Annotated in this window: 12 protein-coding genes; 4 read left to right on the top strand and 8 right to left on the bottom strand. The window is 59.2% G+C overall.

Annotated features, from left to right (window positions below; all coding sequences use genetic code 11):
* Positions 1 to 67: 67 nt before the first annotated feature.
* The gene (locus J4E00_RS16790; protein ID WP_208176347.1) at positions 68 to 1,723 is read right to left on the bottom strand and encodes a T9SS type A sorting domain-containing protein; all 1,656 of its coding nucleotides are present in this window, start codon (positions 1,721 to 1,723) and stop codon (positions 68 to 70) included.
* A 220-nt stretch (positions 1,724 to 1,943) separates the two neighbouring features.
* On the opposite strand from J4E00_RS16790, the gene J4E00_RS16785 reads away from it, so the two are divergent.
* Together J4E00_RS16785 and J4E00_RS16780 are read left to right on the top strand one after the other, a co-directional pair.
* Positions 1,944 to 2,804: a helix-turn-helix domain-containing protein gene (locus tag J4E00_RS16785; protein WP_208176346.1), complete on the top strand. Its 861-nt coding sequence runs from the start codon at positions 1,944 to 1,946 to the stop codon at positions 2,802 to 2,804.
* Between the two features lie 163 nt (positions 2,805 to 2,967).
* Positions 2,968 to 3,405 carry a DUF983 domain-containing protein gene (locus J4E00_RS16780; protein WP_236049911.1) on the top strand — a complete coding sequence of 146 codons (438 nt, stop codon included), beginning with the start codon at positions 2,968 to 2,970 and terminating at the stop codon, positions 3,403 to 3,405.
* 89 nt (positions 3,406 to 3,494) lie between these two features.
* Here J4E00_RS16780 and J4E00_RS16775 read toward each other — a convergent pair whose 3' ends face one another.
* The 6 genes from J4E00_RS16775 to J4E00_RS16750 all read right to left on the bottom strand — a co-directional run bounded on the left by J4E00_RS16775 (position 3,495) and on the right by J4E00_RS16750 (position 9,574).
* Positions 3,495 to 5,489 carry a M1 family metallopeptidase gene (locus tag J4E00_RS16775; RefSeq protein WP_208176345.1) on the bottom strand — a complete coding sequence of 665 codons (1,995 nt, stop codon included), beginning with the start codon at positions 5,487 to 5,489 and terminating at the stop codon, positions 3,495 to 3,497.
* 112 nt (positions 5,490 to 5,601) lie between these two features.
* Positions 5,602 to 5,958, bottom strand: coding sequence for a hypothetical protein (locus J4E00_RS16770; protein ID WP_208176344.1), 357 nt, complete (start codon positions 5,956 to 5,958; stop codon positions 5,602 to 5,604).
* Between the two features lie 122 nt (positions 5,959 to 6,080).
* The gene (locus tag J4E00_RS16765; RefSeq protein ID WP_208176343.1) at positions 6,081 to 7,262 is read right to left on the bottom strand and encodes a serine hydrolase domain-containing protein; all 1,182 of its coding nucleotides are present in this window, start codon (positions 7,260 to 7,262) and stop codon (positions 6,081 to 6,083) included.
* Positions 7,263 to 7,466: 204 nt separating this feature from the next.
* On the bottom strand, positions 7,467 to 8,135 hold the full coding sequence (locus J4E00_RS16760) for a hypothetical protein (RefSeq protein ID WP_208176342.1): 669 nt from the start codon (positions 8,133 to 8,135) through the stop codon (positions 7,467 to 7,469).
* A gap of 45 nt (positions 8,136 to 8,180) precedes the next feature.
* The gene (locus tag J4E00_RS16755; protein ID WP_208176341.1) at positions 8,181 to 8,822 is read right to left on the bottom strand and encodes a hypothetical protein; all 642 of its coding nucleotides are present in this window, start codon (positions 8,820 to 8,822) and stop codon (positions 8,181 to 8,183) included.
* Positions 8,823 to 8,980: 158 nt separating this feature from the next.
* The gene (locus J4E00_RS16750; RefSeq protein ID WP_236049909.1) at positions 8,981 to 9,574 is read right to left on the bottom strand and encodes a cupin domain-containing protein; all 594 of its coding nucleotides are present in this window, start codon (positions 9,572 to 9,574) and stop codon (positions 8,981 to 8,983) included.
* 428 nt (positions 9,575 to 10,002) lie between these two features.
* On the opposite strand from J4E00_RS16750, the gene serA reads away from it, so the two are divergent.
* Positions 10,003 to 11,904 (top strand): phosphoglycerate dehydrogenase, encoded by a 1,902-nt coding sequence (serA, locus tag J4E00_RS16745; RefSeq protein ID WP_208176340.1) that lies wholly within the window; start codon positions 10,003 to 10,005, stop codon positions 11,902 to 11,904.
* Between the two features lie 6 nt (positions 11,905 to 11,910).
* A complete protein-coding gene (locus J4E00_RS16740; RefSeq protein WP_208176339.1) occupies positions 11,911 to 13,845 on the top strand; it encodes a hypothetical protein in 1,935 nt (644 codons plus the stop codon).
* Positions 13,846 to 14,084: 239 nt separating this feature from the next.
* Here the strand turns inward: J4E00_RS16740 and J4E00_RS16735 are convergent, their stop codons facing one another.
* Positions 14,085 to 14,429, bottom strand: a complete 345-nt coding sequence (locus tag J4E00_RS16735; RefSeq protein ID WP_208176338.1) for a hypothetical protein — start codon at positions 14,427 to 14,429, stop codon at positions 14,085 to 14,087.
* Positions 14,430 to 14,665: the final 236 nt, after the last annotated feature.

Raw genomic sequence — 14,665 nt, 5'->3', positions numbered from 1 at the left:
GGCGCTACTGGCCCCGTATGGTGCCCTCATTGAAGCGGACGAGATACCACCGGGCAGGCTATCGATTTTATTCCACCACCAGCGTGGTTTTGCCCAAGGCCCGGCCATCGGAGCCCGTAGCCAGTACGTGGTATACCCCAGCAGACAACTGTGGCAGGTCAACTTCTGCAAAGCCGGCTGCGGCCACTGGCACGCACATAGCCACCTGCTGACCCAATAAATTCACCACCTGTACTTTGGACGAAGCCGGAGCCGACAGCTTCAGGTGCACGCGGCATTTGGTCTGGTTAGTGTTTATTGGATTGGGATAAACAGTGAGCCCGGATTCGGCCAGTCCGGTAGTGGCAGTGGACAATGCGGCACCCATAATCCTGGCCACAAAACCGCCGTAACCATAGAGCGTTTGGTTGGTGAATGAATTACCGGCCAGGGTCATGGCCCGCTGAAAGGTACCCGTGACGGCCACATTACCCAAACGGTCGGCCGACAAGGTGGCACAATAGTCGGCACCCGCCCCGCCTACTCCAAGTGCCCAGCCCCACTGTCCGTTGTTGGGCAGCTGCGCCACAAACCCGTCGCTGGCGCCGGCACAAGCCAGGGTAGTATTGCCGAAGGTAGCGCCCCCTTCTATTTGCCCGGCTACCAGCACGTTGCCATTGGCGTCGAGCCCAAGGGCGTTGCCGCTCGCATTAGTTACGCTGGCAGTGCCCTGCCACTGGCCCATGGCACTGAGGCGGGCCACATACAGCGTGGAACTGCCGGAGGGCAGGCCATTGAGAAGGGTGCTGCCGAAGGTGGCGTTGCCCCGGAAAAAACCAGTCACCACGGTTTCGCCCTGTCCAGTTGCCAGCGCTGCCCCACAGCCGATGGGACTGGGGCCGCCGGCCCGGTTGGCCCACAGCCACTGCCCGGTATCCGATATTTTAGCGACGAACACGTCCCCGCCAACCATGCCTTGGTTGGTAAGCAGCGTGGTCCCAAAGCTGGCCTGGCTCCGAAAGTTTCCAGCTACCACCGCGTTGCCGGAACCGTCGAGCGCAAATGCACTGGCGCCGTCAAAATCGGGTCCGCCGGCGCTCACGGCCCACAGCCACTGCCCCACCGCGCTGAGTTTGCCCACCAGCACATCGGTGGCCCCGGCACTGCTGAGCTGCTGCGCCCCCACACTCACCTGCCCGGAAAATGACGCGCTGAGCCAGACATTGCCGGCCGCGTCGGATTGTACCCTGGTGTTACCATCGTAGCCCGGGCCTCCGAAGCTGGTGGCCCACAGCCACTGGCCGCTGGCCGATACGCGGGCCACAAACACATCGGCTTGGCCAACGGAAGTGAGCTGGGTGGCCCCAAATGTGGCTGTTCCGACAAAGGTGCCATTTACAAATGCGCCCCCGGCGCCGTCGGCTACTACCGACGTAATAAAGCCCAGCGGTGCCTGGGCAACCCACAGCCATTGCCCCGTGGGGCTGAGCTTGCCAATAAAGCCATCCTGCCCCTGGGCCGAGCTACCAGTAAGCGTGAAGCTCCCAAACGTGGCCCGGCCAACCAGATAGCCGGTCACTAAAACATTGCCAGCGTGGTCAAGGGCCGCACAATTTGGACGAGCTTCGTCGGCGGCAGCAAAGGGAATGGGCGTGGTGGCCCAGGCCCAAACCGGCGCTTGCGCCCGCCCAGAAGACAGTGCCCCAACGGTAAGGAGCCAAAAACAAAGTATGGTTTTTATCATCTGGAGGGGGTAGAGCCGCGGGCATAATATTGCGGGCAAGTTAACAGCGGCCAAAGATGACACGAATTGTCCTTACTTTCCGACCTGCTTGCGCTCAGAAAGTTGGTTTATCATTCTCAGGTGTAGAGACGCGTGCCCTGGTCATTCCCTACGGATCAGGTGGCCCCGGGAACAGGAGCGCGGGGCACCCGCTATTTTCGCCGTTTCGCTACTCCTGACTATGAAACCCTCTGCGCCGCCGGTTCTGGCTCTGGCCTCGTTTCCGCAGCCGCCGGCTCGCACTCCTTATTACTGCGAGCGGCTGGAAACGCACGTGGTTCGGTTTCCGCACGTCAATGCGCCGCACGCCCACGACTTCTACCTGCTGCTCTACATTACCGAGGGAGGTGGCACGCATACCATTGATTTGGTAACGTATGAGCTGCGGCCGGGCAGCGTATTTTTCCTCACACCCGGGCAGGTGCACCACTGGCAACTGAGCGCCGCCACGCGCGGCTTCCTGGTGTTTTTCGACACGGATTTCTACCTGTTCCGCTACCCCGGGAGCCGGCTCTACGAGTACCCGTTTTTCGAGCATAAGCACCCACCGGTGCTCTACCTGCCCGCCGACGAGCCGGAAATCCAACCGCTTTTTGCGCGGCTTTATGCCGAATACCTGGCGCCGCAAGCCAATCAGGCAGAGGTTTTCCGCTCCTACCTGTACCTGTGCCTGGAGCTAGCCGCCCGCCATTATCCCGCCCTACCCGCCGCCGAAACTAACCTGGCCCAGCAGCAAATCCGGCAGTTTGGCGCGCTGCTCAATGAGCATTATCGCACCCGGCGCAGCGTGAGCGACTACGCCGAACTGCTGCACCTCAGTGCCAACCACCTCAACGCCCTGTGCCGCCGGGTGCTCAACAAAACGGCCAGCGCCCTCATCCACGAGCGGGTCATCACGGAGGCGCGGCGCTTGCTCAGCTACTCGGCGTTGGGGGTGGCCCAGGTGGCCTATGAGCTGGGGTTTGAAGATGCGTCGTACTTCGTGCGCTACTTTCGCAAGTATGCGGGCACCACGCCCGAGGCGTTTCGGCAACAGCGTTGATTTGTCCTGTAAAGGCCTGAAATAGGGCTGCGCCAGCGGATAGTAGGGCTGGTAATTTTGTGTCAGCACAATGATTTAGCGGCGATTGTGCTTCCCGTACGAGCGTCAGCCGCCCTTCTCCGTATAGCCTTTGTCACGTATGCTCATTTCCCCCACGCCGGTCATGGCCGAACCCACTGCCCCTTCCGAATTCGTCGATTCCACCGCGCTGGCGTTGCTCCAGCTGCGCTGCCCACGCTGCCACACTGGCAAGCTCTTCAGCACCTCGGCGCTGAACGTGACCAAATTTGCCCAGATGCCGGCCCAGTGTCCCGCCTGCGGGCAGTCGTTTGAGCCGGAGCCAGGCTTCTACTTCGGCTCCATGTACATCACCTTCGCTTTCAACGTGGCCACCTTCCTCGTGCTCGGCGTGCTGATTTACTACCTGCTCGGCAACCCCGATACGTGGGTGTACGTGGCCATTATCACCGGGGCTACGGTGCTGCTCACGCCGGTTATCCTACGTTACTCGCGGGCAATGATGCTGTATTTATTCGGTGGCGTGCAGTACAACCGCGACTGGCAGCGGCATCGCCACATGGGCGTTTCAGGCCAGGAGTAACCGAGAACCTGTGCCCCGAATTTCCAATTCGGCTGGTGTTGAACGATGGACGTTCGCGCCGGCCGAATTGGAAATTCGGGGCACAGGTTTTAGCGTAGTACTTGGGCCTGCCACACGTTGTTGCTGGGGTTCGCGTCGGGCAACAGTTTGGTGGCATTTAGGCGGACCTGGGTGAGCGGGGTGGTGGAATTGTAGCGAAAGGTCCAGGTTCCACCGCGCTGCCAGATTTCCACCGGGAGCTTCACGCGGGTGGTTTTGCCGCTGGTTTCGGTCACATCGGCCGTCACGGGCATGGCGGCCTGCCCCCGGTTTTCGATGGTGATGAGGGCGCCCTTGGCCGGGTCCTGGTTGACGTAGGTGACGGTGGTCACGGCCTGGTCCAGAATCCAGTTGTTGTACACCCATTCGCGCCAAAACCAGGTCAGGTCCTCGCCGCTGGCCTCGTTCATGGTGCGGAAAAAGTCCTTGGGCTGCGGGTGCTTAAAGGCCCAGCGCCGGATGTAGGTGCGGAACGCGTAGTCAAACCGCTCCGGCCCCAGAATCTCCGAGCGCAACAAGAATAGACCATAGCCCATCTTGCTATACGCCGCGAAACCCAGGTTGCGGGGCTGGGTCACGTCGGGCACGGTGTAGGGCGGGTCGGTGGCGGGGTCGAGGATGCTGCGCACCGTGCCGGCCACCAGCCGGGTGGTATCGTTCAGCTGCTTGGCGTATTCGCCGTTGTTGAAGGCGTTGCTCGACAGGATGTTAATGAAGGTGTTGAAGCCTTCGTCCATCCACGGGTACTTGCGCTCATTGGAGCCCACAATCATCGGAAACCAGTTGTGGCCGAACTCGTGGTCCGTCACACTCCACAGGCTCGCCTTGCGTGACTTCGCCCCGCAAAACACGATGCCCGGATACTCCATGCCGCCCACGATGCCGGCCACGTTCGTCGCCACCGGGTAGGTGAATTCGTACCACTGCTTCGAGTTGTATTCGATGCTTTTCTTCACGTACTCCGTGCTGCGGTTCCAAGCCGTGTCCTGGGCCGCCTCCACGGGGTAGAGCGACATGGCCAAGGACTTGCGCCCGCTGGGCAGGTTCATTTTGGCCGCATCCCACACAAAAGCTGCCGAGGCAGCCCAGGCCACATCCCGCGCCCGCTGGCAGCGGAAATGCCAGGTCAGGCGGCCGTTTTTGCCGCCAGGCCGCGAGCCCGCCTGTGTCACCTCATCGGCCGAGCGCACCATTACCGTTTGGTCGGAGCCGGCGGCTTTGGCCAGGCGGGTTTGCTGGGCGCTGGTGAGCACTTCGGTGGGGTTCAGCAGCTCGCCCGAGCCGCCCACGAGGTAGTTGGCCGGCACGTTCACGGTGTAGTCGAAGTTGCCATATTCGAGGTAGAACTCAGCCACCATGTAGGGCAGCGTGTTCCAGCCCTCCACGTCATCGTACACGGCCATGCGGGGATACCACTGCGCGATTTCGAAGATTTCGCCATTCTTGGTCTGCATACGGCCAAGGCGGTCGGAGCCGTATTCGGGCACATTGAAGCCGTAGCTGATATTGATTTTCAGCTTATCGCCCTTGGCCTTCAGCTCTTCGGGCAGCATGATTTGCATGCGCGTGTCCTGCACGCGGTAGTTGGCTTTCAGCTTTTTGCCGTGCAACTCGATGTTCACGGTTTGCAGGCTGTCGCCACCCTGGAAGCCGCGGGCCGAGTTGCCAAAGCGCCCGCCCGCTACCGCTGTCGCGGCGGCCCCGCGCGAGTCGGCGCGGTACAGGTTCTGGTCGAGCTGCAGCCAGATGAAGGCCAGATTATCGGGGCTGTTGTTGGTGTAGGTGATGTCGGCGGTTGCCGTCACACGGGCCGCTTTCTCATCAAGCCGGGCAGCAATTTTATAGTCGGCCGCATTTTGCCAGTACTGGGCGCCGGGCTGGCCGCCGGCGGTGCGCGTAGGCGTCGAGAGCTGTTCAATAAACGAGGGGTTGAACAGCGTGTGGGCATCGAAAGCCGGGCCGGTATTCACAGCCTGGGCTGCCGCAGCCCCAGCCACGAGCAAGGACGCACCCAGCAGCACGCCGGGCAGGAAATTAATTTTCATGTAAACAGTCGTTTGAACGAAGATTTAACAGACCGTCGTGGTGAGCGCAGTTGAGATGCTTTTCGGTCCCCCTACGCGTGACGTTCCGGTTTCAAAGGTAGCCGCTTGCCTTCTACAGCTGTTTCCGCACCAGCTCCATCAGGCCATTCAGGTCGGCCGCATTCATCATCGGGGCCTCAATAAAGGGCGTCAGCTCCCCGTTTTTCTCCAATGCGAAAGCGGCCGGCAGCGCGTGCTGCGCCCATTGTGGGTAGTCGCGCACGAACTCATCGCGGTGCAGGAAATCAACCGGAACCGGCAGGTGCTGAACAAACTCCCGCCACTCCGGCCGCATGCTGGTGGCGCCGTAGGTGATGGCGCACAGCGAACACGGATAAGTGGCCGGGGATAGGATTTTGTGGAACATGTCCTTGAGCCCGGCCAGACGGCCACCATCGGCATTGTACACGAAAACGAGACGTTGAGGCATGGCTGGGAGCTTGGGAGCCGCAAGATAAAGCCCGACCCAATGGGGCACCGTTTGGAGCCAGGCGTTAGTACGTCATCTGTCATGATGAGCAGCGAAGGGTGACAGAGATGGCGCTCCAATCCTCATTTTTCCGCGTACTGATAGGGCACATAATTCTCCCACTGCCAGGGCGTGGCCTTGTCGCCGAGCAGCTTCTCCAGCAGCGCTTTGAAGATTTTGTCGGCGTTCGAACTGTTGCCCATCAGCAGCAGGCCCACTTTGCGTCCGTCGAAGACGACGCTGTGGTTTTCCCAGCCATCGTCGTGTCCTTCCTTGAAATAGGCGTGGCCGTAGGGCGACTCAAACGTGCCCCAGCCTAGCCCATAGCCCAGCCGGATGGCGCGGTTGCTATCCGGTGCGGCCACGGCGGCTAGCGGCCCAAACTGCGCTTTGAAGGGAATGCGCACCTGCAGGCGCGTCATCTCCCGCTTGGCGGCGGGCGTCAGGCCTTTGCCCTGCATCACGGCGGCCAGAAACGTGGCGTAATCGGCCGGCGTGGTTTCCATCGACCCGGCGGCTCCGGCTTTGGTGCGCCGGCGCTTTTCCTGGGCTTTGCCCTGCTCATCGTAGCCCAGGGCGTAGTTCTGCTCGAAGGCCGGTTGCCACACGTAGCTGGTGTGGCGCATGCCCAAAGGCCGAAAAACCCGTTCCTCGCTCAGCTGCACCAAGCCTTGTTTCGTGATGGTTTCGACAACCAGCTGGAGTAGCTGCAGGCCCTCGCCGGAGTAGCCGTAACGGGCACCGGGCTCAAACTTGAAGCGCAGCTTTTTGTCCGGCTCAATCCAGCGCAGGTTGGGCAGGCCAGTGGTGTGCGTCAGGGCCATGCGGGCGGTGAGGCGCCGCCACCGCGCATCGCCGGCCAGGTCCTGGTAGGCTTCGTATTCGGGCAGCGGCTTGGGCAAGTATTGGGCTATTGGCTTATCCAGGTCGAGGCGCTTTTCCTGCACCAGCTGCATTACCAGGTAGGCAAACACGGCCTTGCTGAACGAGGCCGCGTACATGGCCGTTTGCGGCTCCAGTGGCGCGTGGGTATCCAGGTTTCGGTAGCCATAAGTGTGCAGGTAGCGCACCTTGTTGTCTTCCAGCAGCGCCACCGCCAGGCCCGGCACCCTGGCCGAATCCATAAGCTGCTGCACGGTGCGGTCGATGTCGGCCGGGCGCAGCGTGCGGCCATCAAGAGTGTGGAAGGCAGGCGCTTTTTGGGCCGAAGCCGGTACAGTGGGCAGTGCTAGGCCCAGCCCAATAATGAATAATATCCCTTTCATAAGCAAGCTGCTGGATGGGGCCAAAATAAATAGTTCGCTCCGCACCATGCCGCCCCAGTCTAGCCGCGCCAGCGCCTTAAGCCACGGCCTCGAAGTCAAGGAAACCGAGCCGTGAGGGCGATATCCAGCAGCGGCGCGCATTATTCAGTTTCGGCTTGCATAACGGAGCTTACGGGCAGTTGAAGGCTAGAATGCTGCCTTTGCTCATGGGTGGTGGGCAGTACTAGCTGAAGACCTTATCGTCAGCTTGGCATAGGTGTAAGTACCACCGGGATTTTTTCCGGTCCACATTCGCTTTTTTAAAATCAAGCTATTGGCAGAAAGCCAGTAGATTTCATTTGGCTCCCAAGTGGCAGGCTCCACGGCGGGCTCTACTTTCCAAATCTGGCGCCAAGTGCCATTTTGAAAACGGAATAGCTGAATACTATTTGAATTTGCCCAGTATTCTATGCCACTTGAAATCGCGACGAAGCTTTTTAGGTCGGGCGAATAAATAGGTGGCTCACATAATTCTACCTCCTGACCATTTCTATTGAGCAAAATATAGTTCGACCACTCGTAGTGGTTGTGCAATATCAAGTGGCACCCAAACTGTGGCCAGTAACCCAGGTAGGTATATTTTTCCCAATCCGGATTTTCTTCATCTACTGCATTATCTTGAAAAGCTTTGCTGCCTTTCGCGGTGGGGATTACAACTCGTCCTTGTGCTTTTTTCAGCGGAAAAGTCATTGCCGGCTTGGTCAAAACTGCCACCTTTTTTGCTTCCAAATACGCCGCCTTCGTCAGCGCACTAAACGTGACACGCACCGCGCCCGGAGTAGCCGCCGGAGGCATTTTGAGAAGCAGTAGCAGTAATAGCAGCGTGCCTTTCATGAAATGCGTGGGTTGAATTAGTTTTCCGTTTGCGCTATTGAATCGTCAGCCGCGAATAAGTATAGGTGTTCCCTGGCTTTTCCCAGTCCACATCATTCGGCTCAATAGTAAGGTATTGGCCGATGTCCAACCTACTCGGTACGGCTCCCAGTGTTTGGGCTCCTGCTTCCAGACCTGTTTCCACACACCGTTTCGTAGCGCCAGCAGTTGTAGAATATTGGGTTGCCCGCCGCCGTATTCAATGCCCATGCAGGTAGCAATGATGTGCTGCATGTCGGGCGCGAAAATGGGTTCGCCCCACAATTCCAGTTGCTGCCCCGAGTCACTAATCAGCAAGTATTGAGACGTCTCGTAATAGTTGACTCGCAGCAAATGGCATTTGAATGCCGGTAGGTAGCCCAGATAGTCGTGAATAAGCGTCTCGGCTTCTCCAATTCCACTTTTATTCGCTGCTTCGTCAACGACAATGTCTTTAAAAATCTTCGGCCCTTTGGTTGTAAGAATCGTGAGCTGGCCGTTCTGCTTTTTAAGCGGAAATGTCATCTTTGGCTTGGTTACAACCACCGATTTCTTCGCTTCCAAATACGCTGGTTTTGTCAGCGGGCTGAACGTGATGCGCACCGGGCCCGGGCCGGCTGTGGGCATTTCAGGCGGTAAGGCCAACAGTAACAGTAGAGCAGGTTTCATATGCACAGAAAGTAAGTGCCCCCAAGGTAGCGCCGGCGCATCTTTGCGCTCAGCCCAGCGGGCCTCATCCTATTGCAGAGGATTTCTTATCGCATTCAGGAAAAATATAGCTTTCAAGCCGATTGCAGGAGAAATAGTTGGGTTGAGGCCGGCGCTATTTATTTATCCATCATGGGCTTGGGTTGCCGTAGCGGCGGCCCTACCCGCTTGAAGCCGTGCGCTTCCCGAAAGGCATCCTGCTCGGCCTCCGACATATTGCGCGTCGCGCCCTGGCTGATTTTGCGGAAGCACTCCTCCATTTTGCCGGCCGGCTGGAAAATCATTAGCAGCCGGCCTGGCCCCGGCCCCACCTTGGCAAAACTGTGCGGCACCCGGCGGGGTCCAAACACGCTGTCGCCTACTTTGGCCTGAAACACCTCTTCGCCAACTTTAACCAGGAATTCGCCTTCCAGCACATACCACCACTCGTCCTGCTCGAAGTGGTAGTGGTGTGAGGGGCCACCCTCCTTCTCGCGGCGCGACTCAAACACGTACAAGTCCCCCTCCGTATCGGCTGCCGCTATTTTCGTCCAGAACGTGTCGCCATCAAACAGCGCCATTGGTTGGCTGGTCCGGTCTTGGGCGGCCTTCACCATAAACCCTATGCCCACCCGCCAGCGGGCCAACGCCCTGGCTGCCGCCCCAAATGGATAAGCCAGGAATGCGCTGGCGGCCAAACCGGCTTTCAAGAAATGGTTTCGATTCATTTTCATAGCAATGTGTGAAGTTGAGTGAACTACCAACCTGCCATTCCTCAATGGCGCTGACGCTTTCAGCCGAGAAACAGAGAAGCGCTGGCAGACTTCAAAGCGTAGTTACTGTCCGGTTTTTCCTATAGAAATACGTGCAGTTTCCGGCACTTCAAAAAGCTCCGATAGAATTGACTAAAGTAAAAAATATATTATAATATTTTATATCAATAACAATTGATTGATTACTAGCCAACAGCAAGCATTCTACTATTTTATTCCCAACCCGCAATCCTCCCTGTGCAGACAGCGCACCGAACGGACCCAGCTAGCACTTCGCCTTTCTGTTACGCCGGGTGAAAAGGGCAAGCGGCCATAAACCGCTAGAGAACCTGAAAATACTTGGGCCCTAAACAACCCGACAAAGTGGCCCCGCGCCCATCTTTGTGCATATGCCCAACGCCACCGCCCCCCTGCCCTACCTCGTTTTCGATTTCGACAGCACGTTCACGCAGGTCGAAGGCCTCGATGAACTAGCTGATATCGCTCTGCAAGGCCGCCCCGATGCTGCCGAGCGGGTAGCCAAAATTCGCGCCCTTACCGACCAGGGCATGGCCGGCGAAATTGGCTTTCAGGAGTCGCTGAGCCGGCGGTTGGAACTGCTCGGGGCCAACGAGGAGCACCTAGCACCGCTCATTGCCCGGCTCAAAACCAAGGTGAGCGAGAGCATCCGGCGCAACGGCGATTTCTTCCGGCAGTTTGCGGACAGAATTTACGTGGTGAGCAGCGGCTTCCGCGAGTTCATTGAGCCGGTGGTGGCCGAGTTCGGCATTCCCGCTGGTCATGTGCTGGCCAACACCTTTACCTTCGACGCTGATGGCAACATCACTGGCTGCGACCCAGCCAACGTGTTGAGCCGCGACGGCGGTAAAATTCGCCAACTGGTGTTGCTCGATTTGGACGGACCGGTCTATGTGCTCGGCGACGGTTATACCGACTACCAGATACGCGAGGCTGGCCTAGCCCACCGATTTTATGCTTACACCGAGAATGTTAGTCGGCCCAGCGTCGTGGCTCATGCCGACGAGGTGCTCCCGACATTCGATGAATTTTTGTACCAACTACGACTCCCTATGACTTTATCATACCCCAAAAACCGCATTAAGGTGCTCCTGCTGGAGAATCCGGATGCCCGCGCTGCCGAGCTTTTCCGCCAGGAAGGCTACCAGGTGGAGGAAGTGAAAGGCGGCCTCGACGAAGAGGAATTGATTGCCCGCATTGAAGGGGTGAGCCTGCTCGGCATCCGCTCGAAAACACAGGTGACGCAGCGCGTGCTCGACGCCGCTAATCGGCTGATTGGCATCGGCGCTTTCTGCATCGGCACCAATCAGATTGACCTGGTGGGAGCCATGAAAAAGGGCGTGGCGGTGTTCAATGCGCCGTTTTCGAACACCCGCTCGGTGGTAGAGCTCACCTTGGCCGAGCTGATTGTGCTGGCCCGCCGCATCCCCGAAAAGAACCCCAAGATGCACGCCGGCGAGTGGGATAAGTCGGCCAGCGGCTCGTTCGAGATTCGTGGCAAAACCCTTGGCATCGTGGGCTACGGCAACATCGGCTCGCAGCTCTCCGTGGTGGCCGAGGCCGTGGGCATGAAGGTGATGTACTACGACATGGCCGAAAAGCTACAGCTCGGCAACGCGGTGAAGGCCCGCACGCTGGAAGAGCTGCTCGCGCAGTCCGACGTGGTGACGCTGCACATCGACGGCCGGCCCGAAAACGAGAACTACATCGGCGCCAAAGAATTTGCCCTGATGAAGCCCGGCGCTTTGTTCATTAATAACGCCCGCGGCCACGTCGTGGACGTGCCGGCCCTGGCCGAGGCCCTGCGCAGCGGCCACCTCGGCGGTGCGGCCGTCGACGTGTTTCCCTACGAGCCCAAAACCAATAACGAGAGCTTCGAAAACGAGCTGCGCGGCCTGAAAAACGTGCTGCTCACGCCCCACATCGGCGGCAGCACGGCTGAGGCCCAGCGCAACATCGCCGAGTTTGTGCCGGAGCGCATCATGCAGTACATCAACACCGGCAACACCCAGCAGTCGGTCAATTTCCCCAATATTCAGCTGCCAGCACAGCAGGCCCACCGCCTCATCCACATCCACGCCAACGTGCCGGGTGTGCTGGCCAAAATCAACAACGTACTGGCCCAGCACCACGTCAACATCCTGGGCCAGTACCTGAAAACCAACGAGCACATCGGCTACGTGATTACGGACATCGACCGGCAGTACGACCAAGAAGTAATTCAGGCCCTGCGCGCCGTGGAGCACACCATCAAGTTCCGGGTGCTGTACTAGGGCCGGATGAAAGCGCTGCTCATTCTGGGCCTGGCGGTGCTGCTGGCGGTGGTGGTCCGGCTTGTGGGCCAGCGCACCGCCGCGCCGGGAGCAGCTTTCGCCGAACGGCTTTATCGGGCCCGCCTGCTCACGGCGGCGGGCCGCGATGAGCTGCTGCGCCAAATGCGGCAGAACGAGTTGAAGTTTGAGCAGACAGACCCGCTCACGCACCGCTCACAAGAGCATTACGGCACCAACCGCGCCTCTATTCTGAATTTTTGCGCCGAGGCATTTCAGACAGAATTCAACTACCGGCAGTTGGGCATTGCCGATGATTTGCTGCTTGCCGAAGACGACCAATTCATCGCGGGAAGCTCCGGACAGCCGACGGAGCAAGGCCGAGCACCGCGGGTGCGCTACCAAGAAGCCTTGAAACGCTTTGGTGGCGACACATCGGCGCTGCTGCGCTGGTACTACGACCAGCAGCCGGCCCGCCTGAAAATCGAATACGCCATTCCGGCCGAAGACTCCATGCCGCAGGGATGGACCATTTACCCACCGCTGGCTGGGCCATCCGGCGCAAAGGGCCTGCACCACTGGATTGATGAGCGGCGCAGCATCCTGGGCAAAACGCGTTCCCGTACGGCCCGCGACCTCCTGGCTGTGGGCCTGCTGGACCAAGCAGCCTACCAACAGCTGCAGCAGGCGATGGACCAGGGTGGCTTCATGAGCGAAATGCAGGTTTGCCAAGCTGCCGCGAGCATTATGCAGCGCCGCGAAACCCACACGCAGGACCAGGCCCGGCAACAGCAGTGGCTACGGCAACTGGAGCAGGCCGGCCAGCTTAGCCCCGCCCAATGCCAGCGCCTCACGCAGGAAAGTCGCCCATATGAGGTCAGGGACTTATTTAACGTGGTGGGCTACTGCGAGCACGCCCGCATTGTGGACCTGCGCCCCTTGCCGCACGCCCCGCAACAGCTCTACCCTTTGCTATTTAAGGAAATACAGGCCGTGTTACCTGATTTTCACTATACGTATTTATCCCTGAGGCTGAGTGTCGAAGACGAAGGTTCCGACCTGCTAGACCAGAATATCACGCTCAGCTTCCGCGCCAATGGCCGGCGCTATGAAACCACTTTTCTGCACGACTACCTGCGCCGCGACGGCTCCGACCCGAACCCCGACGCGTGGCCGGGTGTGAGCGAGAACTTTCATAAAAGCATCAACCAATGGCTCACCGACCGCCACTCCCCCCTGCGCCTCTACCAGGCCTGGACACCCGACGCCAGTTCGCCGCATGGCAACGAAAAACTGGGCCTGCTGGCTATGACCCAAACCCAGCGCAAGCTGTGGGGCAATGAGCACTCGTTTTCTCTCTTCTCGACGGAATCCTACGACACGCGGTTTAGCTCCGCCGCTATTGAGCGGCTGGTGGCCGATTATCAGAAACTCGGCCTGTTCGCTCACCTCTCCACCGCCGACATCGCGCGGGGCCAAGCCGCCGCCCTCAGCGGCGCCAAAACCAGCTATGCAGAGGTGCTGCTGAGCTTCCCGCATGTCATTTACGCCTTCGACTGGGAATCGGCTAACCCGCCGTATCCCTATGCGGCCCTCACCCGCGAGCTGGTGGCAATTTCGCGCGGCGGCTTTGCCCCCACCCTGGTACAGGACGGTTTCGGCGCCGACTACCCCACCACGCCAACCGTGCCGTTCAGCTTCCAGCTCAACCAGCGACGCTACCACACCCCACTGCCCGTGCGGTCCGACTGGCTGGCGGCCGAAAGCGTGGAGCTGATGCAGCAGGCCCTGCGGGAACAGCACGCCCCCGGCCAGTTCTACTCCTGCCTGGACGGCGAAGGCTACATCTACCTGACGCCTGCGCAATACCAAGCCCTGAATAAGGCACAGCCTGAACTCTTCAAAACCCCGATTGAGGAAGCAGAAGGCGAGCCCGCGTTTTAGAACCTGTTTGCGTTAGCAGAACGAATACCCCGAAGCCATGCTTCGGCCTCACCAGCACTTGCCTGCAATGATTTCGCGAAGCCCAACGCAAGTCCAAGCACCGCTTCGGTTGGGGTACTCCTCCGGCCGCTTTTGGCTGCTGGTGCCCTTTCGGGATTGATGTACTGTGGCTGGGACGCGAACTAGAAGTTCGTGCTACGGCTACTTGTTGGCACATTATCTAGTGAGGCCCAATAACGCTACGGCATCAGCCCGGGCGGCAAGCTCAGCACGACGCTGAGTGGTATCGCCCGCATTTCGGCTTCCGGGATGGAGGCTTTTAGCTCCGTCTGCAATTCGGCTACCGTCTGAATGGCCGCCGACATGGAGCAGCGGTGCTTCCGTATCACATAGGCCGTGGTTAGGCCCAGCCACCGGTCGGCTACCTGTTGCAGATGCAGTAGGTCGGCATTGGGGGTTTCGCGCAAGTGAGGCTGCTGAGCTAGCAGGCTGTCTTCTTCCAGGTATATTCGGATAATATTCATTACCAGCGCGAAAACAGTTTTATCGCGGCGCAGCTGGCGCATGCGGGGAGCAGCAGGCATAAGTGAGGCTTGAATGTGAAGCACCGCAAAGGTAGCCCCAGACGGGTCGGCTAGCTCAACGACAAGCAGCCGGCTGTGAACTCATCTTAGCCTTGAAACGCGCCCTATACAAGCCGTGGAAGCTGCCAAACCCAACGCCCAAGCTAACAAGCAGCAGCTTTTATAAAACAGTGGAGTAAAAGTAATCGTTGTCAAAAACCGCTCTGTTAGGCGCAGCCGAGGCACAACGAACTGGG

The sequence above is a fragment of the Hymenobacter negativus genome (genome assembly GCF_017571495.1).
In the GTDB taxonomy this organism is placed as follows: Bacteria; Bacteroidota; Bacteroidia; order Cytophagales; family Hymenobacteraceae; genus Hymenobacter; species Hymenobacter negativus.
Note: the sequence above shows the minus strand (reverse complement) of the source record. Positions and strands in the feature narration are given on the sequence as shown.